20 protein-coding genes are annotated in these 22,085 nt (G+C 73.3%); 9 read left to right on the forward strand and 11 right to left on the reverse strand.

Translation table 11 applies throughout. From position 1 onward, the window contains the following. Window positions 1-75: 75 nt before the first annotated feature. Window positions 76-1,284, forward strand: coding sequence for a serpin family protein (locus tag E1265_RS05135; RefSeq protein WP_132929006.1), 1,209 nt, complete (start codon window positions 76-78; stop codon window positions 1,282-1,284). Here the strand turns inward: E1265_RS05135 and ychF are convergent. Continuing rightward, window positions 1,274-2,362 (reverse strand): redox-regulated ATPase YchF, encoded by a 1,089-nt coding sequence (gene ychF, locus E1265_RS05140; RefSeq protein WP_132929007.1) that lies wholly within the window; start codon window positions 2,360-2,362, stop codon window positions 1,274-1,276. The two genes, E1265_RS05135 and ychF, sit on opposite strands and share 11 nt — an antisense overlap. 277 nt (window positions 2,363-2,639) lie before the next feature. Between ychF and E1265_RS05145 the strand changes: the two genes are divergently transcribed. Further along, on the forward strand, window positions 2,640-3,050 hold the full coding sequence (locus E1265_RS05145) for a DUF6542 domain-containing protein (protein WP_207930956.1): 411 nt from the start codon (window positions 2,640-2,642) through the stop codon (window positions 3,048-3,050). Between the two features lie 6 nt (window positions 3,051-3,056). Here the strand turns inward: E1265_RS05145 and E1265_RS05150 are convergent, their stop codons facing one another. Continuing rightward, complete coding sequence (locus tag E1265_RS05150) at window positions 3,057-4,064, reverse strand: 4-hydroxy-3-methylbut-2-enyl diphosphate reductase (protein ID WP_132929009.1); 1,008 nt, start codon at window positions 4,062-4,064, stop codon at window positions 3,057-3,059. Between the two features lie 80 nt (window positions 4,065-4,144). Here E1265_RS05150 and xseA point away from each other — a divergent pair, with 80 nt between their 5' ends. The 3 genes from xseA to E1265_RS05165 all read left to right on the forward strand — a co-directional run bounded on the left by xseA (window position 4,145) and on the right by E1265_RS05165 (window position 6,390). Further along, on the forward strand, window positions 4,145-5,368 hold the full coding sequence (xseA, locus tag E1265_RS05155; RefSeq protein ID WP_132929010.1) for an exodeoxyribonuclease VII large subunit: 1,224 nt from the start codon (window positions 4,145-4,147) through the stop codon (window positions 5,366-5,368). A 53-nt stretch (window positions 5,369-5,421) separates the two neighbouring features. Further along, window positions 5,422-5,706 carry an exodeoxyribonuclease VII small subunit gene (locus E1265_RS05160; RefSeq protein WP_132929027.1) on the forward strand — a complete coding sequence of 95 codons (285 nt, stop codon included), beginning with the start codon at window positions 5,422-5,424 and terminating at the stop codon, window positions 5,704-5,706. Window positions 5,707-5,793: 87 nt separating this feature from the next. Continuing rightward, entirely contained in the window at window positions 5,794-6,390 is a 597-nt protein-coding gene (locus E1265_RS05165; protein ID WP_132929011.1) for a malonic semialdehyde reductase, read from the forward strand. On the opposite strand, the gene E1265_RS05170 is transcribed toward E1265_RS05165, so the two are convergent. Continuing rightward, window positions 6,377-7,018 carry a DUF4245 domain-containing protein gene (locus tag E1265_RS05170; RefSeq protein ID WP_243740547.1) on the reverse strand — a complete coding sequence of 214 codons (642 nt, stop codon included), beginning with the start codon at window positions 7,016-7,018 and terminating at the stop codon, window positions 6,377-6,379. The two genes, E1265_RS05165 and E1265_RS05170, sit on opposite strands and share 14 nt — an antisense overlap. 133 nt (window positions 7,019-7,151) lie before the next feature. Between E1265_RS05170 and glpX the strand changes: the two genes are divergently transcribed. Further along, window positions 7,152-8,180 (forward strand): class II fructose-bisphosphatase, encoded by a 1,029-nt coding sequence (gene glpX, locus E1265_RS05175; RefSeq protein WP_132929013.1) that lies wholly within the window; start codon window positions 7,152-7,154, stop codon window positions 8,178-8,180. Window positions 8,181-8,863: 683 nt separating this feature from the next. Here the strand turns inward: glpX and E1265_RS05180 are convergent. Both E1265_RS05180 and E1265_RS05185 read right to left on the reverse strand, forming a co-directional pair. Beyond that, window positions 8,864-9,229 (reverse strand): WhiB family transcriptional regulator, encoded by a 366-nt coding sequence (locus E1265_RS05180; protein WP_132929028.1) that lies wholly within the window; start codon window positions 9,227-9,229, stop codon window positions 8,864-8,866. 240 nt (window positions 9,230-9,469) lie between these two features. Then, window positions 9,470-10,153, reverse strand: a complete 684-nt coding sequence (locus E1265_RS05185; protein ID WP_207930957.1) for a DUF1707 domain-containing protein — start codon at window positions 10,151-10,153, stop codon at window positions 9,470-9,472. A gap of 210 nt (window positions 10,154-10,363) precedes the next feature. On the opposite strand from E1265_RS05185, the gene E1265_RS05190 reads away from it, so the two are divergent. Continuing rightward, window positions 10,364-10,918, forward strand: a complete 555-nt coding sequence (locus E1265_RS05190; RefSeq protein WP_132929029.1) for a peroxiredoxin — start codon at window positions 10,364-10,366, stop codon at window positions 10,916-10,918. A gap of 13 nt (window positions 10,919-10,931) precedes the next feature. Continuing rightward, window positions 10,932-11,501: a carboxymuconolactone decarboxylase family protein gene (locus E1265_RS05195; RefSeq protein ID WP_132929015.1), complete on the forward strand. Its 570-nt coding sequence runs from the start codon at window positions 10,932-10,934 to the stop codon at window positions 11,499-11,501. A 9-nt stretch (window positions 11,502-11,510) separates the two neighbouring features. Here E1265_RS05195 and E1265_RS05200 read toward each other — a convergent pair whose 3' ends face one another. The 6 genes from E1265_RS05200 to E1265_RS05225 form a co-directional block, all read right to left on the reverse strand. Then, the gene (locus E1265_RS05200) at window positions 11,511-13,379 is read right to left on the reverse strand and encodes a SpoIIE family protein phosphatase (protein WP_347877156.1); all 1,869 of its coding nucleotides are present in this window, start codon (window positions 13,377-13,379) and stop codon (window positions 11,511-11,513) included. A gap of 101 nt (window positions 13,380-13,480) precedes the next feature. Next, window positions 13,481-14,245 (reverse strand): DUF402 domain-containing protein, encoded by a 765-nt coding sequence (locus E1265_RS05205; RefSeq protein WP_132929017.1) that lies wholly within the window; start codon window positions 14,243-14,245, stop codon window positions 13,481-13,483. 101 nt (window positions 14,246-14,346) lie between these two features. Beyond that, entirely contained in the window at window positions 14,347-15,741 is a 1,395-nt protein-coding gene (locus E1265_RS05210; protein WP_132929018.1) for a class II fumarate hydratase, read from the reverse strand. 92 nt (window positions 15,742-15,833) lie between these two features. Further along, on the reverse strand, window positions 15,834-18,158 hold the full coding sequence (locus E1265_RS05215) for an ABC transporter permease (RefSeq protein WP_132929019.1): 2,325 nt from the start codon (window positions 18,156-18,158) through the stop codon (window positions 15,834-15,836). Next, window positions 18,155-18,838, reverse strand: a complete 684-nt coding sequence (locus E1265_RS05220) for an ABC transporter ATP-binding protein (protein ID WP_132929020.1) — start codon at window positions 18,836-18,838, stop codon at window positions 18,155-18,157. The genes E1265_RS05215 and E1265_RS05220 overlap by 4 nt, the downstream gene beginning before the upstream one ends. After that, window positions 18,835-19,359, reverse strand: a complete 525-nt coding sequence (locus E1265_RS05225; protein WP_132929021.1) for a PadR family transcriptional regulator — start codon at window positions 19,357-19,359, stop codon at window positions 18,835-18,837. Before E1265_RS05225 ends, E1265_RS05220 begins: the two co-directional genes overlap by 4 nt. 200 nt (window positions 19,360-19,559) lie before the next feature. Here E1265_RS05225 and E1265_RS05230 point away from each other — a divergent pair, with 200 nt between their 5' ends. Then, window positions 19,560-21,383 (forward strand): alpha/beta-hydrolase family protein, encoded by a 1,824-nt coding sequence (locus E1265_RS05230; RefSeq protein WP_347877157.1) that lies wholly within the window; start codon window positions 19,560-19,562, stop codon window positions 21,381-21,383. Window positions 21,384-22,085: the final 702 nt, after the last annotated feature.

Genomic DNA, 22,085 nt, shown 5'->3' on the forward strand with positions numbered 1-22,085 from the left:
ACGGGGTTTTCCGGCGTCACTACGCCCACCGATACCGTGCTCCCGGACAGGACGGCGGAGCCACGTGGAGGCGGGATGACGTTCCAGGGCCGGGTCGGCGCGGTGAACCGACTCACGGCACGGTGGGCTGCGACGACCGAGGGCGGCACGGTCTGCTCGGCGGTCGGGGTCTGGCCGCTCCTGGCCTACCTGGCCGACGGCGCGGCGGGCGCGGCCCGGGCCGAGTTGGCCGAGGCGCTGGGGGTGGCGGCGGATCAGGCGGCCACCGCCGCGAGCGAGTTGCTGGGCGCGCTGGACGCCGTCCCCGGCCTGGACGCGGCGCTCGGCCTGTGGACCCACGCCACCATGCGGCTCCGGGAGGACTGGCGGGCCACGCTGCCGGCCGGGACGCACGGAACGTTTGGGGACGACCTCGACGCCGCGCAGGAGAAGCTCGACGCCTGGGCGGCGGAGCGGACCGGCGGCCTCGTGGAGCGGCTGCCGGTGCAGCTGACGCGGGGCGCGCGCATGGTGCTGGCCAGCGCCCTTGCCCTGCGCACGGACTGGCAACAGCCCTTCACGGAAACCCTGCTGCGCCCGGACACCGGGCCCTGGCGGAGACGCGACCTGCTCGGACTGCGCCGCAGGAGCGCACGGCCGGAAGACGTCGAGGTGGCGGAAACGCCGGACGGCCTTGTCACCGGTCTTGGCGTGCACGGCGACAACGGCATCGACGTACACCTGGTGATCGGCGCGGAGCGAATGACGCCCGGCCAGGTGCTCACGGCCGGCATCCGGATCGTGACGGGCACCCTCACCGCCACCGACGGCGGCCGGCTCTCGGTCGGTCACACCGGTCCCGGGCTGCGCGTCGAGCGGGAACCCGCCGGCACACCGGAGTCGAGAACGCTGGACGTGCGTACGGTGGCCTACGAGGTGCGAGCCGACCACGATCTGCTGAAGCGGCACGCCCTCTTCGGCCTCACCACGGCCCGGGGCCACCGCCGGGGCCACTTCCCGGGGGTCAGCGAGTCTCCGCTCGCCATCGGGGCTGCCCGGCAGTCGGCCCTCGCCCGGTTCGGCGCACGTGGTTTCCACGCGGCCGCGGTGACCGCGATCATGGCGAGGCCGGGCAGCGCGCCGCGCCACCACCACGAGGCGACGGTCGTCCGCGTCTCCCTCGACCGCCCCTTCGGCTTCCTCGCGGTCCACCGCGAGTCCCGGCTGGTCCTGGTGGCGGGGTGGGTGACGGACCCGGCGCCCTACCGCGCGCCCACGCCGCCCGGCGGTGCGGTCACACGTTGAAGCGGAACTCCACGACGTCGCCGTCGCGCATCACGTAGTCCTTGCCCTCCATGCGGGCCTTGCCGCGGGAGCGGGCCTCGGCGACGGAGCCGGCTTCGAGGAGGTCGTCGTAGGAGATGACCTCGGCCTTGATGAACCCCTTCTGGAAGTCGGTGTGGATGACGCCGGCCGCCTCGGGGGCGGTGGCGCCCTTGGGGATGGTCCAGGCGCGGGCTTCCTTGGGCCCTGCGGTCAGGTAGGTCTGGAGGCCGAGGGTGTCGAAGCCGACACGGGCCAGCGTGGCCAGGCCCGGCTCCTGCTGGCCGACGGTCTCGAGCAGTTCGAGGGCCTCGTCGTCGTCGAGCTCGGCGAGGTCCGCCTCCAGCTTGGCGTTGAGGAAGATCGCCTCGGCCGGCGCCACCAGGGCGCGTTGCTCGGCCTTGAAGGTCTCGTCGGTCAGCTCGTCCTCGTCCACGTTGAAGACGTAGAGGAAGGGCTTGACCGTCAGCAGGTGCAGCTCGCGCAGCGGCTCGGCCTGCTCGGAGCCCTGGGCGATGCCGGCCGAGAAGAGGGTGCGGCCGTCCTCGAGGATCGCCTTGGCCGCCTCGACGGCGGCGACGACCGGCTGCCTGTCCTTCTTGATCCTGGCTTCCTTCTGGAGCCTGGGCAGCACCTTCTCGACGGTCTGCAGGTCGGCCAGGATCAGCTCGGTGTCGATGGTCTCGATGTCGCTCTTCGGCGACACCTTGCCGTCGACGTGGACCACGTTCTCGTCCTTGAAGGCCCGGATGACCTGGCAGATCGCGTCCGACTCGCGGATGTGGTGGAGGAACTTGTTGCCCAGGCCCTCGCCCTCGCTCGCGCCGCGCACGATGCCCGCGATGTCCACGAAATCGACGGTGGCCGGCAGGACCCGCTGCGAGCCGAAGAGCTCGCCGAGCCGCGCGAGGCGCGAGTCGGGCACGCCGACGACGCCGATGTTGGGCTCGATGGTGGCGAAGGGGTAGTTGGCCGCCAGGACGTCGTTCTTGGTCAGGGCGTTGAACAGGGTCGACTTGCCGACGTTCGGCAGGCCGACGATTCCGATCGTGAGCGACACGTGAGACTTCCCGGGCGAGAATGCGTGGACGGTGGGCCGACGGACCGTGGGCCGATGAACCAGTCTACGGGCGCGCCCGGGGCCGACTACCCCCGACGGGTGAGCCCTCGACCGACTGTCATATGGGCCGCAAGCGTGTCCATCGCCCTTTTCACCCCCTTCGCCACCTTACCTTGGTGACGTGGAACACATTACGCACACAACCCGTCACCCAGAGCACTACACGGCGGCCCCGGTGCGGACGAGGGTGCCCCGGCCGGCCGGGCGGGTGCCCGCGGTGGGAAACCCGCCGCGGCCGAGGCGGCGACTCCCCAGGGCGCGCCTCACCGGGCTCGGCTGCGGGGTCCTCGCGGTGGCGTCGATGGTCGCGGCGGCCTGGCTCTGCGAGCTGGTCGGGGACGACGGGGCGCCGACCTACTACGGGGCGCTGTTCGTCGTCACGGCGGCGGCCGTCTCGCTCTGGGTGCGGCCGGCCGACCTGGTCTGTGCCCCGGTCGCGGCCCCCATCGCGTTCGCCATCGGCCTGCTCACCACGAACGGCCTGCTGGAGACGGTGACGAGCCTGGCGCTCAGCGCGCCCTGGGTCTTCGCCGGCACCATGACGGCCTGCGCCGTCACGCTCTCCCGCTCCTGCCACCAGCTGCTGCGCAGGCGGGCCGCGCGGCGGGCCGCGGCGCGCGGCCGCTAGCCGGGCTCAGGTGCCGGCCCCGGCCCCGGCCTCGACGCGCAGCGCGGCCGCCTCGGCGCGCAGGTCACGGCGCAGCTCCTTGGGCAGCGAGAACTGGATGTGCTCGCGCATCGGCTGCACGACCTCGACCTGGCCGAAGCCACGCTCGGCCAGCCACTCGAGCACGCCGTCCACCAGCACCTCGGGGACCGAGGCGCCCGAGGAGAGCCCGACCGTGGTCACGCCGGCCAGCCACGCCTCGTCGATCTCGCCGGCGTTGTCCACCAGGTAGGCGGCCCCGGCGCCGGCGCCGAGCGCCACCTCGACCATGCGGGCCGAGTTGGACGAGTTGCGCGAGCCGACCACGAGCACCAGGTCCGCCTCGGCGGCGACCTGCTTGATCGCGGTCTGCCGGTTCTGCGTGGCGTAGCAGATGTCGTCGCTCGGCGGGTCGTTCAGCAGGGGGAAGCGGCGCTTGAGGGCGCCGACGGTCTCCATGGTCTCGTCGACCGAGAGCGTCGTCTGGGAGAGCCAGACCACCCGGGAGGGGTCCTTGACCTCGACCTGCTCGGCCGCCTCCGGGCCGTCGACCAGGGTGATGTGGTCGGGCGCCTCGCCGCTGGTGCCGACGACCTCCTCGTGGCCCTGGTGGCCGATGAGCAGGATCTCGTAGTCGTCCCTGGCGAAGCGGACGGCCTCCTTGTGGACCTTGGTGACCAACGGGCAGGTGGCGTCCACGGTGGCCAGGCCGCCGCGCTCGGCCTCGCGGTGCACCTCGGGGGCGACCCCGTGGGCCGAGAAGACCACGATCTCGCCGCGCGGAACCTCGGAGGTCTCGTCGACGAAGACGGCGCCCTTCTGCTCCAGCATGCGCACCACGTACTTGTTGTGCACGATCTCGTGGCGCACGTAGATGGGCGCCCCGTACTGCTCGAGGGCGCGCTCGACGGCGATCACGGCCCGGTCCACGCCCGCGCAGTATCCACGGGGGGCGGCGAGAAGTACGCGGCGGTTGGTGTCAGACGGGTCAACCATGCGCCTATCGTACGGGGGCGCTCCGACAACCCCGACGGCCGCTTCGGCCGGCTGTCGGTGGCCGACGATAGCGTGAGGCCATGGCTGTGCAGACGTCGGCGGAGACGCCGATCCCGGTGGGCGAGGTGTCCAGGCTCATCGGGAGTTGGGTCGAGCGCCTGGGCGCGGTGTGGGTGGAGGGGCAGATCACCCAGCTGAGCCGCCGGCCCGGCTTCGGGGTGGTCTTCCTCACGCTGCGGGACCCCGCGCAGGACGTCTCGCTCCGAGTCACCTGCTATCGCGGGGTGTTCGACCGGGTCGCGGACGTGATACGCGAGGGCGCCCGGGTGGTGGTCCTCGGCAAGCCCGAGTGGTACGCGCCGCGTGGCGAGTTGTCGTTGCGCGCGTCCGAGATCCGCGCGGTGGGGGTGGGCGAGCTGCTGCTCCGCCTTGACCGGCTCAAACGCGCCCTGGCCGCCGAGGGGTTGTTCGCGGCCGAGCGGAAGCGGCCGCTGCCGTTCCTGCCAGGCTGCGTCGGCCTGGTGACCGGCCGCGCCTCGGCCGCCGAGCGCGACGTGTTGGAGAACGCGCGGCTGCGCTGGCCCGCGGTCCGCTTCGCGGTGCGCAACGTGGCGGTGCAGGGCGTGCACGCCGTGCCCCAGGTGGTCGACGCGGTGCGGGAGTTGGACGCGGATCCGGCGGTGGACGTGATCATCGTGGCCCGGGGCGGCGGCAGCGTGGAGGACCTGTTGCCCTTCTCCGACGAGGCGTTGGTGCGGGCGGTGGCCGAGTGCCGCACGCCGGTGGTGTCGGCCATCGGCCACGAGCCCGACACCCCGCTGCTCGACCTGGTGGCGGACGTGCGGGCCTCCACGCCGACGGACGCGGCCAAGCGCACCGTACCGGACGTGGGCGAGGAGCTGGCGCGGGTGCGGCAGCTGCGGGAGCGCGCCAGGCGGGTGCTCGGCTCGCTGCTCGACCGGGAGGAGCGGGGCCTGGCGGCGGCGCGCAGCCGGCCCTCGATGGCCCATCCGCACCGGATGGTGGACGGGCGCCAGGAGGAGCTCGCGGCCCTGCTCGAGCGCTCCCGGCGCACGCTTCGGCACCTGCTCGACCGGGCGGCGGGCGATCTGGAGCACACCAGGGCGCGCGTGGTGGCGCTCTCCCCCGCGGCCACCCTGCGCCGCGGCTACGCGGTGCTCCAGCGCGCGGACGGCGCGGCGGTGCGCGCGGTGGGCGAGGTGGCGGCGGGCGAGCGGCTGCGGGCCCGGGTGGCGGACGGCGCCTTCCCCGTGACGGTGGAGAACGAGCGTGAGGCGACGTGAGGGAGCGGCGGACCGGTGGAGAGGCGGAGCTTAGGGTGACGGACGTGACGAATCTGACGGATGCGACGGACGGGACGGACGAGGAGGCCGCGGCGGACGGTGCCGGCGCGGCGGCACTCGGCTACGAGCAGGCGCGGGACGAGCTGGTCGACGTGGTGCGCCGGCTTGAGGCGGGCGGCGTGACGCTCGAGGAGTCGCTCGCGCTGTGGGAGCGCGGCGAGGAGCTGGCGCGGATCTGCGGCCACTGGCTGGAGGGCGCCAGGGCCAGGCTGGACGCGGCGATCGCGGAGAGCGAGGGCGCCGCCGCGCGGGAGGCGGCGGACGGCACCGGGGAATAGCCACCCCGGGGCGCCGGTTGCGCGGTGTGTGCGGCCGGTCGCGCCGCTCACCCCCGCTCCTTCCCACCTTGCGAAAGGCACGCCAGGATGACCAGTCTCGCCCTCGACTCCGCCGCCCAGGACCTGCTCTTCCACGAGGCGCACACGGCCCGCGCCTTCACGGACGAGCCGGTGACCGACGAGCAGGTCGCGGCCGTCTACGACCTGATCAAGCTGGCGCCGACCGCGTACAACTCGTCGCCGCTGCGGATCACGCTGATCCGCAGCGCGGAGGCCAAGCAGCGGCTGCTGCGGCACGTGGCCTCCGGCAACCAGCGGCAGACGGCGGAGGCCCCGGTCACCGCGATCCTCTCCGCCGACCTGCACTTCCACGAGAGGCTGCCGGAGCTGTTCCCCGCGGTGCCGACCCTCAAGGACGACGCCTTCGGCGACGCCGAGGCGCGCGCCAGGCAGGCCCAGCTGAACGCGACGCTGCAGATCGGCTACTTCGTGCTCGGCGTGCGGGCGGCTGGACTCGCGGCGGGCCCGATGTCCGGCTTCGACGCGGCGGGCGTGGACAAGGAGTTCTTCGGGGACGGCAGGCAGCGCTCGCTGGTGCTGGTGAACATCGGCCGGCCGGCCGAGTCGGCGTTCGCGCCCCGGCAGCCGCGGCTGGCCGCCGAAGAGGCGGTCAGCTCGCTCTGACCTCGAGGGACTCCGCGAAGGCGGCGAGTTGGTCGGTGGCCGCCGTGCCGAACACCACGGTGGTCACCTCCGACTCCCTGAGCACCAGCGCGTCGTACCGGTCGCCCTCGTAGCGGGCCCAGTCCCGGCCGGCCACCGCCACCGTCTCGCCGGTGTCCTCGGCTTCCCTGGTGATCGAGGCCACGAAGGGCTCGGGGCCGGCGACGATCGCGTCGGACTGGGCGAGCGCGACGTAGTCGTCCTCCGGATCGATCATGCCGAGCCGCCAGGTGGCGCCGAACTCGCCCTGCGGCTCGTACCGGACGGAGGTGGCCCGCCAGTCGGCCGGCAGCCCCTCGGGCGCCAGCAGCTCGTACGGGGCGACGCGGGCCGCGGTGCTGGCCGCCACGTCGTACTCCACCTCGCGCACCGGGTCGATGGACTCGTCGTGCGGGATGAAGAAGTACATGGCGAAGGCGCCGACGCAGATGATCGCCATGGACAGCACCATGTTCCTGATCGTCTGGAGGCGGAGGCGCTGCCGCGACCTCCCGGCGGGCCGCTCACCCGCCGGCTCCGTCTCCCCCGCCGGCTCCGCCCCGCTCACCGTCTCCGCCTGCCGCTCGCTCTCGGTCGTCTCGCTCGCCACCCAGCCATCGTCGCGCACGCCGCCCGGCGCCGAGCAACCGCCCCCGGCAACGCTCATCCGAAGGGCACTCTGCTCATGTGTACGGTTCCGGGCTAGAGTCGAAAGTACCCTCCGCCCAGAAAGGCGTGTTTCGATGCCCGAACACCTTCCGCCCCAACTCGACGTCGATCCGCAGGCCCCCGACCGCAACCTGGCCCTGGAGCTGGTCCGGGTCACCGAGGCCGGCGCCATGGCCTCCGGTCGCTGGGTCGGCCGCGGCGACAAGAACGGGGCCGACGGCGCCGCCGTGCGGGCCATGCGCACGCTGGTCTCCACGGTGTCGATGAACGGCGTGGTGGTGATCGGCGAGGGCGAGAAGGACGAGGCGCCAATGCTGTTCAACGGCGAGCGGGTGGGCGACGGGACGGGCCCCGAGTGCGACGTGGCCGTCGACCCGGTGGACGGCACCACGCTCACCGCCAAGGGCATGGGAAACGCGGTCTCGGTGCTGGCCGTGGCCGAGCGCGGCGCGATGTTCGACCCGAGCGCCGTCTTCTACATGGACAAGCTGGCCACGGGCCCCGAGGCCGCAGAGTTCGTCGACATCGACGCGCCGGCGGCCGTCAACATCCGCCGGGTCGCCAAGGCCAAGGGCGGCAGCCCGGAGGACGTCACGGTGGTCATCCTGGACCGGCCGCGCCACGCGGACCTGGTGCGGGAGGTGCGGGAGAGCGGCGCGCGGATCAAGTTCATCTCGGACGGCGACGTGGCCGGCGCGATCATGAGCGTCCGCGAGGGCACGGGCGTCGACCTGCTGCTCGGCGTCGGCGGCACCCCCGAGGGCATCATCGCGGCCTGCGCCATCAAGTGCCTGGGCGGCACCATCCAGGGCAAGCTGTGGCCCAAGGACGAGGCGGAGCGTCGGGCGGCGCTGGACGCCGGCCACGACCTGGACCGGGTGCTGCACACCGACGACCTGGTGCGCGGCGAGAACGTCTTCTTCGTCGCCACCGGCATCACCGACGGCGAGCTGCTCCGCGGCGTCCGCTACCGCGGCGAGACGGCCACCACCCAGTCCCTGGTGGTCCGCTCCCGCTCGGGCACGATCCGCCAGATCGACTCCACCCACCGCCTCTCCAAGCTCCGCGCCTACAGCGCCATCGACTTCGCCCGCGGACGCTAGGCGCGGGCGCTCAGCGCGCGAGCGCTGGGCAGCGACGCGGGCTTCGCCGACCCGCCGACGGCGGCCGGCGCGCCGGCCGGATGGTGGATCGGCGCGGCACGGCGGCACGACGCCCCGGGGCATGCGCCGGGGGCCAGACGCCCTGGGGCGGACCCAACGCCAGGCGCCTCCCGGAGGCGCCGGCCGCGAAGCGGGACCAGCGAGCCCGGAGTGGGCGTTGGGGCCCTGTCCCGACACGGCGGCGCGGGCGCTGCGCGCGGCGCCGGCTGTGCCGGGTCACTGGGTGCGGCCCGGCAAGGCCAAGCGCCCGGGACCGAGACGGGCTCGCCGGTCCGGGGCCTGGCCCCCTTCCGGCCGGGGCAGGGCGGCCACGGCCGAACTGCGGCCAGCCGGAAGGCGGCGAGCAACGGACGGAGGCCCCTCCCACGGCCGGAACCGCCGGCCGGCGGAGGGGCCTTGCGGCCGGGGCGGGTAGGGCGGCCACGCCCGAACCCGCTCTCCCCGGCCGGCCAGGCCATCGGTCGGGGAGAGCAGCGAGTCGCGGGACGGCTGCCCCGGCGCCTGATACCGCAGGTGGCGAGGGGCCTTGCGGCCGGACGGGCAGGGCGGCCACGCCCGGACGGCAACCGGAGCCGGCTGGCCCCCGGTGACAACCGGGACAGGCAGGGCGAACGCCCGGTCCGTCAGGCGATGCGGCTGATGTCGGCGGCCCGGCCGCCAGGGCCGGTGGCCTCGCGCCGCCGGCGCCTGCTCAGCACCACGCGCCGCTCCGCGGCCGTGAGGCCGCCCCACACCCCGTAAGGCTCCGGTTGGAGCAGCGCGTGCTCCCGGCATTCGAGCAGCACCGGGCACCGGGCACAGACCGACTTGGCGGCCTGCTCCCTGGACAGCCGCGCCGCGGTGGGCTCCTGAGACGGAGCGAAGAACAGCCCCGCCTCATCCCGGCGGCAGGCGGCCTCCGAATGCCAGGGACCGGCCAGGTCCCTCGGGCTGCGCTGAGTGGGTACGGCTGGGGACCACTGGGACTCTTGTGGCGGTGACGATTGCAGCACGGTCAACTCCTGATGACGGCTACGGAGGTCGCTCCTGGCGTGGACCCTCACCCGTCCGTGGGGGAGCCGCGGTTCGCCCTTCCCACCATGCGGCCATACGAGTGACGGTCCCCCGAGCCCTACCCGCTGTGCGCACGCTTATGCACGGAGCGACAACAAGCCGGTCGTATCAGTCGTTACGTCAGTCGTTCCGGTTAATCGTCCCCGTTATGCGTCGCCGAGCGGTGTTGTTGGCCGTCATGCGTCACGGAGGTCGCGGATCCGCTTGCCGCGCACCACCTTCGCGTCCACGCCGCCCCAGATGGCCACGCCCTGGACGGTGATCACCGGAGCGCCCGGCTCGGTGGACTCGATCTCCCTGACGTCGAAGCCACCCATCACGCCGCTGCCCGCGCTGCGCAGCGTCACGTTCTCCGGGACCTTGATCTCGATGCCGCCGCAGATCGCCGTGGCGTTGATGACCACCTGCTGCTGCTCGAAGATGGCCTCGGTCAGGTCGAGTTCGACGCCGCCGCAGACGGCGACCGCGTTGATCTTCGCGCCGACCCGCCAACGCCCCTGCCGGTTGGCGCCGCTGAGCACCGCCACCACGTTCTTCGCGCCGGCCACCTGGATCCCGTGGCCCGCGGCCCGCACCCCGGCGGACCGTGGCCCGACGCCCACGGCCGGAGAGGCGGCGGGCGCGGCGTATCGCTGACCGGCCGGCAGGTCGCCGATCAGCGGCTCGAGTTCGGCCAGCGTCTTGGCCCGGTAGACCGCGTCGATCCGCTCGGCGTGCTCCTCGGCGTCGATGCGGCCCTCGGCCAGGGCCTCGCGCAGGATGTCGGCTATCCGGTCCCGGTCCGCGTCTGAGGCGCGGACCGCCGGCGGACCGGCAACGGCTTGCTGCGGCGCCGCCTTGTCCAGCGGCACCTTCCCCAACGGCACGGCGGGCGGGTTCTCGGCTGTCACTCGTTCAGCGTACCGAAACGCGATACATCGCGACCAGTCCCGAGGGCGCCGAGTCGGCCCCGCGGGCGCCCAATCCCCGTCAACCACGAAACCACCCGAAACGGTGATTCCGGGAGCACTGCCGCGTATGCGACGGTGGGAACTTCCATCCGCACAACCACGATCATGGAGCCCCGTCACATGCTCACCATCGGCGACCAGTTCCCCGCCTACCGACTGACCGGCGTGGTCGGCCCGTCCGACGCCTTGGAGTTCCGCACCTTCTCCAGCGAGGACCGAGAGAAGAGCTGGACCGTCGTCTTCTTCTGGCCCAAGGACTTCACCTTCGTCTGCCCCACCGAGATCGCCGCCTTCGGGCGCCTGCACGAAGAGTTCGCCGAGCGCGACGCCCAACTCCTCGGCGTCTCGGGGGACTCCGAGTACGTCCACCACGCCTGGCGCCGCGACCACCAGGACCTCCGCGAGCTGCCGATCCCGATGCTCTCCGACGCCCGCCAGGACCTGATGCGGGCCTGCGGCATCCGCGGCGCCGACGGCTTCGCGCAGCGCGCCGTGTTCATCGTCGACCCGCACAACGAGGTCCAGTTCACGATGGTCACGGCGGGCTCCGTGGGCCGCAACCCCGCCGAGGTGCTCCGGGTGTTGGACGCGCTGCAGACCGACGAGCTGTGCCCGTGCAACTGGAACCGGGGCGACGAGACCCTGGACCCGGTCAAGCTGCTCGCGGGCGTCTGAGGCGTCGGCACCGATGGCACTCGACGACCTCAGGGCCGCCCTGCCCAACCACGCCAAGGACCTGCGGCTCAACCTCGGCTCGGTGACCACCACCTCCCAGCTCTCCCCGCAGCAGCTCTGGGGCACCCTGCTGGCCTGCGCCGTCGCCACCCGCTCCCCGCGGGTGCTGCGCGAGCTCCAACCGGAGGCCCGCGCGCGGCTGACGGCCGAGGCGTTCGGCGCGGTCAGGGCGGTGGCCGCCACCATGGCGATGAACAACGTCTACTACCGCGCCCGGCACCAGCTATCCGATCCCGGCTACGGCACGCTGCGGGCCGGCCTGCGGATGTCCGCGCTCGCCGACCCGGCCGTGCCGAAGGCCGACCTGGAGCTGTGGTCGTTCGCGGTCTCCGCGGTCAACGGCTGCGGCCAGTGCCTCGACGCGCACGAGAAGGCCCTGCGCGAGGCCGGCCTTGCGCGCGAGACCATTCACGACGCGCTGCGCGTCGCGGCGGTGCTCCAGGCCGTGGCCACCACACTGGACACCGAGGCGGCGCTGAGCGGCGCGCCCGAGGCGCTGCCGCTCGGCGAGCCGGCGACTTAGGGAGCCGGCCTAGCCGGCCGCGGCGGGTGGGGCCACCTCGAACCAGACCAGCTTGCCGGTGGACAGGCGCGTCGCGCCCCACTGCCTGGCGAGCCGCTGGACGAGGTACAGGCCCCGCCCGCCCTCGTCGGCCGGTCCCGCCTGCCGCAGCCGCGGCAGCTGCGGCACGTCGTCGCCGACCTCGCAGCGCAGCACGTCCGTGCGCAGGAGACGGACGGTAACCGGCCGTTCGGCGTACCGGACGGCGTTGGTCACGACCTCGCTGACGAGCAGCTCGACCGAGTCCTCAAGCTCGCCGAGCTGCCACTTCTCCAGGCTCTCGCGCACCAGCCGCCTGGCCTCGCGCACCGACTCGGCGCGCGGGTCGAGGCGGCGGAAGGCGACGCTCTCGGGCGCGATGCCCTCGAACCTGGCCGCCAGCAGGGCGATGTCGTCGTCCCGGTCGCCGGGGCCCACGATGTCCAGGATCTCGTCGCACAGCGGCTCCAGCGGAAGGGCCGCGTCCGGCCGGGTGAGCCCGGAGATCGCGGCCAGCTTCTCGCGCAGGTGCTCCACGCCGGTCCACACGTCCCTGGTGCGCGACTCGACCAGGCCGTCGGTGTAGAGCAGCAGCGTGGCGCCGGCCGGCGCGTCGAACTCGACGGTCTCGAAGTCGACGCCGCCCACGCCGATCGGCGCGTTGGGCGGCAGCTCGACCAGCTCGGTCGAGCCGTCGACGTGCAGCAGCACGGGCGGCGGGTGGCCGGCGTTGGCGGCGGTGATGCGGTGTGCGACCGGGTCGTAGACCGCGTAGAGGCAGGTGGCCATCCGGTCGGTACCGAGCCGCTGGGCCTGCTCGTCGAGGTGGTGCAGCACCTCCTGCGGCGGCAGGTCGAGCCCGGCCAGGGTCTGCACGGTGGTCCGCAGCTGGCCCATGATGGCGGCCGAGGTGGTCGAGTGACCCATCACGTCTCCCACGACCAACGCCACCCTGCTGCCGGGCAGCGGGATGGCGTCGTACCAGTCGCCGCCGACGCGGGCGGACTGGGCGGCGGGAAGATAGCGACTGGCGAGCCGCACCCCGGTGGGCGCCGGCAGATCGTCGGGGAGCATCGTGCGCTGCAACTCGTCGGCGATGGACGCCTCGCGGCCGTACAGCATGGCCTTGTCGACGCCGAGCGCCGAGTGGGTGGCCAGCTGCGCCGCGACCTGGAGGTCCTCGTGCTCGAACGGCTCGCGCTCGGGCGACCTGAGGAAGACCGCGATGCCGATCACCCGGCGCCGGCCGCGCAGCGGGGCGATGATCGCGCGCCGGTCCTCGGGGACCGCGTCGGCACCGGTCAGCTCGCGCAGCGCCGCCCTCGGGACCTGGGACTCGGTGAACAGCGGCCGCACCCCGCGCATCACCTCGGCCAGCGGCCCGTTGCCCCTGACCTCGACGGTCGAGGTGGCGCCGGCCAGCAGCGGCAGCAGCCAGCCGCCGGCGTCGGCCGTGCCGGGGGCGCGGGTGTTGCCAAAGGCCAGCTGCTCGGGGATGCGGTCGGTACGGCGGAGCTTGAGCACCCAGGGGGTGGCCGGCATCTCGTCGCCCACCGGCATGGGGTTGAGGAGGTAGACCAGGATGGCGTCGGAGAAGGCCGGGACCGAGGCCCGGCACAGGCCGATCACGATCTCGTCCACGTCGATGCCCCGCGCGATCCGGCGGGTGGCCGACCCCACGAACCGCAGCCGGTCGGTCTCGCGCATCCCGCCGTTCAACCCCTCGCCGGCGGCGGGGTGAACGGGCGGGTGTTCGGCGGTACCGGGCTCGGAGCGGGCGTGCGGCAGCGCTGAGCTCTCGGCGAACGAGGGTACGTCCGCCGTGCGAGCCACGGGCTGCGGTGGGGTCGGGTCCGTCACGAGGGGATGTCCATCCAGGCGGGGAACTAGCGTGCGGTGAGGGGGCATTGTGCAGTTGTGTGGTCGTGGGGGTGATCCTACGTTTGGCGCCCCGGTCGACTTCAAGAGCCTCTCGGGTGCCTCGGCAGTCTTGCCACCTCGGTCGAGGGCGCCATGGGCGCCTCAGGTGAGGGTGCCATGGCAGGACCTGATCTGTCCCAGCCGTGCGGCAACTTGGCCCAGTCGGGGGGCAGCCGGGGAACGTCCCAGCGGGGGTCGGGACGCCACGAGACCCAGCGCTCCGAGAAGGGCGGGCCCCAGTCGCCGATCAGCGCGGCCGCCCGGCGGCCGGCCTCCCGGACGCCCGCCGCCTGCTCCTCGGTCAACAGGCCGGCCCGCAGCGCCTGGGCGAATTCGTCCTCGTCCCGCCACTCCCAGCTGTGATCGGGGTAGACCGCGATGTCGAGGAAGTGGTCCTCGGAATCCACCCCGCCCGACCACCTGCTCCGGGGCTCTTCAAGGTTGACGTACCAGTTCTTGAAGCGCCAGCCCCGCTCCCAGAAAAGCCAGACCGACCAGGGCTCGTCGGGGCGCGCGAGCTTGAGCACCCCCGCGCCCAGCCACTGCGTTCGAACGGTGACACGGGGCTTGGTGTAGCGGGTCGCCAGCGGCTCCAGGTGGATGGGGGTGCCGTCAGCGAGCTCGGGGCGCACGCACTCGGTGCCGGGGGCCATCCAGACGGCCAGCAGCTCGGGGGTGTCGTGGACCACGGTGACGGGCCGGCAGATGTGGAACCCGGTACCGCCGTTGGCCCGGTAACGCCACAGGATGTGGTCACCGGGCCGCCAGCGGTCCGCGCCCTGGGGCCGGTCAGTTCCCGTTGTCATCTCCTCATGCTATTCGGGCCGGCGCGGGGAGTGGGCGCATCCGGCCGCGCCGACGGGAGCGCGACCTGCCGTGGAACGGCTGGGAAACTCCCGGGAAATACTCAGGGCCGCGTCATGCGCAGCACGTCGAGCGCCTCGTCCAGTTGCTCGACGGTCAGGTCTCCCCGCTCCACGTAGCCGCCGTCGAGCACCGCCTCGCGGATCGTCTTGCGCTCCCTGAGGGCGCGCTTGGCGACCTTGGCGGCCTCCTCGTAGCCGATGTAGCGGTTGAGCGGGGTGACCACGGATGGCGAGGATTCGGCGTACTCGCGGGCCCGCTCCTCGTTGGCGGTGACGCCGTCGACGGTGCGGTCGGCCAGCAGCCGGGAGGCGTTGGCCAGCAGCCGGACGGACTCCAGCAGGTTCTTGGCGATGACCGGCAGCATCACGTTCAACTCGAAGTTGCCGGAGGCGCCGGCCGTGGTGACGGTGACGTCGTTGCCGATGACCTGGGCGGCCACCATCAGCACGGCCTCGGGGATCACCGGGTTGACCTTGCCCGGCATGATGGAGGAACCGGGCTGGAGGTCGGGCAGGTTGATCTCGGCGAGCCCGGTGCGCGGCCCGGAGGACATCCAGCGCAGGTCGTTGCAGATCTTGGTGAGCGAGACGGCGATGGTGCGCAGCTGCCCCGAGGTCTCGACCAGGCCGTCGCGGGCGCCCTGGGCCTCGAAGTGGTCCCGGGCCTCGGTGAGCGGCAGTCCCGTGGTGCGGGCGACCTCGGCGATGACGGCGGCGGAGAAGCCGGGCGGGGTGTTGATGCCGGTGCCGACGGCGGTGCCGCCGAGCGGCAGCTCGGCGAGGCGGGGCAGCGAGGCGTTCAGCCGCTCGATGCCGTAGCGGATCTGGGCCGCGTAGCCGTCGAACTCCTGGCCAAGGGTGACGGGGGTGGCGTCCATCAGGTGGGTGCGGCCGGACTTGACGACGCCGGCGAACTCCTGGCCCTTGCGCTCCAGCGACTCGGCCAGGTGGGAGAGCGCCGGGATCAGCTCGCCGGTGACCGCGCCGGTGGCGGCGATGTGGATGGAGGAGGGGAAGACGTCGTTGGACGACTGGCTGGCGTTGACGTGGTCGTTGGGGTGGACCGGCCGGCCGAGGCGCTCGCTCGCGAGGGTCGCGAGCACCTCGTTGGTGTTCATGTTGGAGGAGGTGCCGGACCCGGTCTGGAAGACGTCGATCGGGAAGTGCTCGTCCCAACGCCCCTCGACCACCTCGTCGGCGGCCGCCACGATCGCCTCGGCCATGTCCTTGTCGATCACGCCGAGTTCGGCGTTGACGGTGGCGGCCGCCGCCTTGATCCGGGCCAGGGCCGCGATGTGCGCGCGCTCGATCCGCTGGCCGGAGATCGGGAAGTTCTCCACGGCCCGCTGGGTCTGCGCGCGCCACCGTGCCTCGGCCGGGACCCGCACCTCTCCCATGGAGTCGTGCTCGATCCGGTACTCATTCGTCCCACTCATAAGGACGAATCTACCGGCAGCCCTCGCCGCGCCGTCCTCCACCCGAACGAGCCACGCCCCCACGTCGCGCGGCCGCCCGGGCGACGGCCCCGCTACTCGGTCCGCAGCCCCTCAGGACGCATCACGTACCAGAGGGAAGGCAGGCTGACCAGCGTCACCAGGACGATCACGCCGCCGCCGACGGCCGCCATCGGCAGGAAGGCCAACCAGTCGCCCACCGGGAGGTTGACCATGCCCATCAGCAGGGCGCCGAGCCCTGTGCCCACGGCGGCGGCCAGCGCCAGGCCGAGCACCACCGGAATCGCCGTCTGCCAGAGGAGGGACGCGCTGAGGGTGCGACGCCGGGTGCCGACCGCGACCAGCGCGGACAGCAGGCGCCTGCGCTCCCGCAGCTGCTCCACGGTGGTCACGATCATGCTGGCGCCTATGAGGACCAGCACGCCGGTGGCCCCGATCAGCAGGCCGAGCTGGATCCGGGCCATGGTCCGGTCGGTGCGCTCGTCCTGGAGCTCCATGACGGACGGGTCCCCCGGGGTGCCCCAGACGGCGTTCCGCACCCGCTCGACGGCGTCCCGGTCGGCCGGGTCAAGGCTGAGCAGGACGTCGGTCGAGGCGTGGCCGAGCAGTTCGGTGTCGAGCGCGGCGGGGGTGGCGAGGATGCCGGTGTAGACCACACCGACCGGGTCCGGGTGGGCCGGCACCTCGGTGATGGTCTCCGGCACCGTCCACTGGGCGGCGGCCGGCTCCGGCTCGACCGACGGCTCGCCGACGCTCAGGTCGAGGAGTACCCGCTCACCGGGCTGGAACGCCGCCTCGCCGCCGCCCGCGATGGAGAAGACGTCCCCGTCGACACAGCCGGCGACCTCGGCGAGCTCCCGCAGGGCCGCGCAGTCCCCCACGGTGACGGGGGAGGTCAGCGGGTGTCCCTCGGCGTCCTGCCGGTTGGGACTGCTGGCGGTGCCGGTGACCACGGCCCGGGCGGACTCGACGCCCGGCAGGCTCTCCAGGCCGCCGACGAACCTGACGCTCTCCGCTCCCTTGATCCCCGAGGCCGAGACCTGCACCTGGGCTCGGCTCGTGTCCTGGCCGGTCTCGACGGTGTTCGCGGTGCGGACCCCGGCGAAGAACATGTAGAGGGCGGTGGCCGCGGCGACCGCGACGGTGATGCCACTGACCGCACGCGTCGCCGGACCGCTGCTCAACTGGAGCCGCCTGGTGGCCAGCTGCCAGGAGAGCGGACCGCCGCGCAGCGCGCCGACCAGCCGCTCGACGAGCCAGGGCAGCACGACGGTGGCGCCGGTGAGCAGCAGCACGATGCCCACGCCGACCTGAGTGAGGGTCCCGTCGCCTGCGCCGACGAAGCGGAAGGTGAGCGGCACCAGCAGGAGGAGGCCGAGCAGCAGCGGCACCGCGCGCCAACCGAACCGGCGGGGCGTGCCCTCGGCGTGCCTGACCACCCCGAGCGGCTCGACCGTGACGCCGCGCAGCGCGAAGAGGGTGACCATGAGCGCGGAGGCCGGCACGGACACCAGGACGATCAGGATCAGGCCGACCCCGGGCGACAGGTCCTCGGGGTAGGCGCTGAGGTCGGCGGCCCTGAGGGTGCCGAGGTGCTGACGCACCGCCAGGAAGAGCGGAGTGCCGACGAGCAGACCGAGGAGGGAGCCGGTCAGCGACTCGCCCGCCGCGATCCGGCGGGTCATGGCCATGTCGGCACCGACCAGGCGCAGCGCGGCGAGCCTGCGGTCCCGGCGCTCGCCGCCGAATCTCGCGGCGGTGCCCATGAAGACGGCGACGGGCATCAGCAGCCCGACGCAGATCACGAGCACGAGCAGGGCCATCGCAGGCGTCAGCGGCTCGCGGAAGACGGGGTTTCCGAAGCCGAGGGCCCGGGGCGCCTCGTCCGCGAGGGAGTCGCTGCCCAGGTAGTAGTAGAGGTCTCCCGGGCCGTCGAGACCCTCGTCGCCGATGATGCCGACCCGCTCGTGGTCGAGACGCTCGGCGAGCAGCCGCCCGTCCGCCGAGTCGAGGAGCTCGGCGAGGGCGGGCGAGACAACCATCTCGCCCGGGCCCGGGAACGCGTCGAGTCCGGGCGGCGGGGTGGCGGTGGCGGCCTCCGGCTGGAGGACCAGGCCGTCGATCCCCTCGCCGTGGTACTCGGTGGCGGCGCCTGCGGCCAGGAAGCTGTCGGGCCCCGGCCCGGTGTCGTCCATGTCCCAGAGAGGCTGGCGCGCGTCCACCCGCTGCGAGCGGGCCTCCAGGGCGCTCGGGATCGAGGCGGCGAGCAGCAGCACGACCACCCCGAGGCCGACGCCCACGGCCGTGAGCGTGGTGCGGGCCCAGCCGGAGCTGCCGCCCGCGAGCGCGAACCGGGCGCCGATGCCGAGGTCGCGCGCCCAGGCGCGGACGGCGCTCATGCCACCCCCGCCATGTCCCTGGCGCGCCCGTCCCGGACGACGACCTCGCGGTCCGAGTACGCGGCGACACGCGACTCGTGGGTGACGAGCACCACGGCGGCGCCCGTGTCCCTGGCGGCGGCGACCAGCAGCTCCATCACGCGCTCGCCGTTGAGCGAGTCGAGCGCGCCGGTGGGCTCGTCGGCGAAGATCACCCGGGGGTTGTTCACCAGGGCGCGGGCGACCGCGACGCGCTGGCCCTGGCCGCCGGAGATCTGCCCCGGCCGGTGGTGGCGCACGTCCGCCACCTCGAGCCGCTCAAGCCACTCGGCCGCCCTCGCCTCGGCGGCCCTGCGCGAGACGCCGGTGAGGCGCAGCGGCAGCGCCACGTTCTCCGCGCAGGTGAGCTCGGGCACCAACTGGCCGAACTGGAAGACGAAGCCGAAGTCGGAGCGGCGCAGCGCGCTGCGCTCGGCGTCGGATCCTCGGGACACCTCGCGACCCGCGTAGCGCACGGTGCCCGCGTCGGGCGGGACGATGCCGGCCAGGCAGTGCAGCAGCGTGGACTTGCCCGATCCCGAGGGGCCCATCACCGCGACCACCTCCCCGGCCCCGATGGCGAAGCTCGCGCCGGCCAGGGCCGGCGTGGCGCCGTAGGTCTTGTGCAGGTCGGTGGCGGTCAGCAGGAACTGGTCGGTCATGAACGGACCTCCGAGGCGAGCCGGTCAAGGCGGGCCGCGGTGAGCTCTAGCCAGCGCAGGTCGGCCTCCAGGTGGAACAGGGCGTGGTCGCAGATCAGCTGGTCCGCCAGGTCCCCGCCGGTCTTGCGCCTGGTGAGCTCGCGCATCAGCCGCAGGTGCTCGGCGCGTTGGGTGTCGAGCAGCACCCCCGCGTCCCGGCCGGTGAGCAGCGCGAGCACGACCTTGGTGTAGAGCACACTCTGCAGATAGGGCTCGGGCTTCTCGGGTCTGGTGAGCCAGCCCTCCACGTCCGTGACCCCGGCGTCGGTGATGGCGTACCGCTTGCGCTCGGGGCCACCGCCCGGCTCGATGCCGTCGACCTCGACCAGGCCGTTCTTCAGCAGGCGGGACATCGTCGAGTACACCTGCCCGTAGTGCAGCGGGCGGTCCTGCCCGAAGTGGGCGTCGAAGGTGCGCTTGAGGTCGTATCCGTGCCGGGGGCCGGACTCCAGGAGGCCGAGAAGCGTGTGACTGATGGACATGGGGACGACTATACACGGCGTGTATAAACACAGTGTATACATCTCCGGCATACCTGTCCGGCCGGCGGCGAGGACGACCGTCACCCCCGTGGCACGGATCGGCATAGGACAGGCAACGCCGCATACCCGAGCGGCGTCTGACCATCTAGCGTGGACTACAGCGAGTGCCGGCCTGGGGCTGAGGTGGACGGGGGCCTTCCGTGGACAAGCAGATCGCGCGGGAGGAGCCGCCGGCGCCCGCGCCGGAGGAGCGCGCGGACGTACCCTCCACCCCGCACGCGCTGCGCGCCGCCGGCGCACGGGCCTTCGAGCGCGCCGCCGCCGTCGCCCGTCACCCCTACTGGGAGCGCCCGAGCAGCGAGTGGCTGATCAGGCGCTGGCCCGACCTCACCGCCGCGCTCGCCGCCACCTTCTTCTTCTGGCTCTCGCTCACCCCGTCCCTGGTGCCCCGCCCCTGGTACTACCAGGGCGCCATCGGCGGCATCACCGCCGCCATCGGGTACGGGCTCGGCGCGCTGCTCAGCTGGATCTACCGGCTGTTGTTCCCGTGGCGGCCGAGCGAGCTCGTCAGGGCCCGCTGCTGGCTCGCCTTCCTGGTCCTGCTCCCGTTCGCCATCGCCTTCCTGCTCGGGCGCAGCGCGGACGGGCAACGCGAGCTGCGCCGGCTCCAGGAGCTGCCGCCCACCCTCACCTGGCACTCGCTGATGATCGCGCTGATCTCGTTGACGGTGCTCGGACTGCTGCTGCTCCTCGCCAGGTCCATCAGGCTCGGCACCCGGCAGCTCACCAGGCTCCTCAACCGGATCATGCCCTGGCCGGCGGCGGTCGCCCTCGGCCTCACGCTCAGCACCGCGATCGTGGTCATCGGCATGCGGGACGTGGTCTGGGACCGCGGCATCCTCGAGATCGCCGACCGGCTCGCGGCGGCCAAGGACGAGTCCACCGACCCCGGGGTCATGCGGCCCTACACGCCCACGCTCTCCGGCAGCCCCGACTCGCTGATCTCCTGGGACGACCTGGGCAACAAGGGCCGCACCTTCACCGGCACCGCCCTGTCCGCCGACGAGATCGCGGAGTTCGGCGGCGAGGAGGCGATCGACCCGATACGCGTCTACGTGGGCCGCAAGGCGTACGACGACTACGCGGACGGCGCGGAGCTCGCGGTGCGCGAGCTGGAGCGCACCGGCGCGTTCGACCGCGAGGTGCTGGCCATCACGGGCACCACCGGCACCGGCTGGGTCAACCCGACCACCGTCGAGGCCCTGGAGTACATGCACGGGGGCGACACGGCCGTGGTGGCCATGCAGTACTCCTACTTACCGAGTTGGGCCTCGTTCATGGTGGACAGGGAGGAGGCCGGCCGGGCCACCGAGGAGCTGTTCGACGCGGTCCACGCGCGCTGGGAGCAGGAACCGGCGGACGAGCGGCCGAAGCTGCTGGTGTTCGGCGAGAGCCTGGCGGTCTCCGCGATCGAGTCGGCCTTCGACGACCTGGACGACCTGCTCTCCCGCACCGACGGCGCGCTGCTGATCGGCCCACCCGACTTCAGCCCGATCCACTCAGAGCTCACCGAGCGGCGGGACGCCGGCAGCCCGATCTGGCGGCCCGTCTACGACGACGGGCGGCACGTCAGGTTCGCCCAGTTCCCCGACCGCGACCTGCGGCTGCCGGAGGGCGAGCCGTGGCTCGAACCGCGCGTCGTCTACCTGCAGAACGCCTCGGACCCGGTGGTCTGGTGGTCACCCGACCTGCTGTTCCGGCGCCCCGAGTGGCTCAACCGCCCGCTCGGCCCCGATGTCACCTCGTCCATCGACTGGTTCCCGTTCGTCACCTTCTGGCAGACGACGGTCGACATGGCCAACTCCTACGGCGCCCCGGCCCCGCACGGCCACCGCTACGGCTCCAACCCGGTCGGCGCCTGGGCCGCGATCGCCCCGCCCGACGACTGGACCGAGGCCGACACGGAACGCCTCTCCTGGCTCCTCGAAGTCCGCCACCCACCACGCCACGGCTGGGCGGGCTAGGCCGGGCCGGCCTGCCGGCCTGCCGGCCTACCGGCCTACCGGCCCGAAGGGGCGCGGCACGTCAGCTCAACTGACGGCGAACGGCCGTGCCAACAGGCCGGTCACGTGCGCCGCGCCGGGCCCGGGCCGCGTGCGCGACGGGCCCGCCCGTCCGGCCTGCCGGCCTACCGGTTCGAAGGGGCGGAGGGGCACGGCACGTCAACGCGACCGACGGCGAACGGCCGCCACGGGCGGCCCGGGAGATATTGAGCCGGCCGGCGGCCGGCGGCGGAGGGCCACCGGCCAACCGTCCTGGCCGAACGAACCGTCGAGCCCGGCCTGCGAGTCCGGACTTCCGCCCAGAAGAGCGGGGTCTCAACGGCCGGTTCGGAGAAACCGCCCGCAGCGGCGGCTCATGGCCGTGGGACGGGGCTCACCGGTCCGTAGGCGCGGTGAGCCCCGGGGAAGCCGACGCCGGTCGGCCGGTCGGCCGGTCGGCACCCGGCGATCGCCGGCTCCGCCCGAAGGCGACGCACCGGCCGCCAGGCCGGGCCCCGCTCCGGAGGAGCGTGGCCGCCGGCGGGCCCTCGGCCCGCCGAGGCCGAAGGCCCTTCGGACCGGCAGGCCGGACGGGAGGCCGGACGGGAGGCCGGACGGAAGGCCGGTCGCCTGCCGGGCCGCGGGACCAGGGGCCTGCGCTCCTTCGGAACGGTAGGCCGCCAG

This window comes from Streptomyces sp. 8K308, from assembly GCF_004348315.1.
Lineage (GTDB): Bacteria > Actinomycetota > Actinomycetes > Streptomycetales > Streptomycetaceae > Streptomyces.

What these genes read in the sequence shown, in the direction of transcription:
- E1265_RS05135 (WP_132929006.1), top strand. Translation starts at nt 76, where the DNA reads ATGACGTTCCAGGGCCGGGTCGGCGCGGTGAACCGACTCACGGCACGG.
- E1265_RS05150 (WP_132929009.1), bottom strand. Translation starts at nt 4,064, where the DNA reads ATGGTTGACCCGTCTGACACCAACCGCCGCGTACTTCTCGCCGCCCCC.
- xseA (WP_132929010.1), top strand. Translation starts at nt 4,145, where the DNA reads ATGGCTGTGCAGACGTCGGCGGAGACGCCGATCCCGGTGGGCGAGGTG.
- E1265_RS05165 (WP_132929011.1), top strand. Translation starts at nt 5,794, where the DNA reads ATGACCAGTCTCGCCCTCGACTCCGCCGCCCAGGACCTGCTCTTCCAC.
- glpX (WP_132929013.1), top strand. Translation starts at nt 7,152, where the DNA reads ATGCCCGAACACCTTCCGCCCCAACTCGACGTCGATCCGCAGGCCCCC.
- E1265_RS05190 (WP_132929029.1), top strand. Translation starts at nt 10,364, where the DNA reads ATGCTCACCATCGGCGACCAGTTCCCCGCCTACCGACTGACCGGCGTG.
- E1265_RS05195 (WP_132929015.1), top strand. Translation starts at nt 10,932, where the DNA reads ATGGCACTCGACGACCTCAGGGCCGCCCTGCCCAACCACGCCAAGGAC.
- E1265_RS05205 (WP_132929017.1), bottom strand. Translation starts at nt 14,245, where the DNA reads ATGACAACGGGAACTGACCGGCCCCAGGGCGCGGACCGCTGGCGGCCC.
- E1265_RS05210 (WP_132929018.1), bottom strand. Translation starts at nt 15,741, where the DNA reads ATGAGTGGGACGAATGAGTACCGGATCGAGCACGACTCCATGGGAGAG.
- E1265_RS05215 (WP_132929019.1), bottom strand. Translation starts at nt 18,158, where the DNA reads ATGAGCGCCGTCCGCGCCTGGGCGCGCGACCTCGGCATCGGCGCCCGG.
- E1265_RS05220 (WP_132929020.1), bottom strand. Translation starts at nt 18,838, where the DNA reads ATGACCGACCAGTTCCTGCTGACCGCCACCGACCTGCACAAGACCTAC.
- E1265_RS05225 (WP_132929021.1), bottom strand. Translation starts at nt 19,359, where the DNA reads ATGTCCATCAGTCACACGCTTCTCGGCCTCCTGGAGTCCGGCCCCCGG.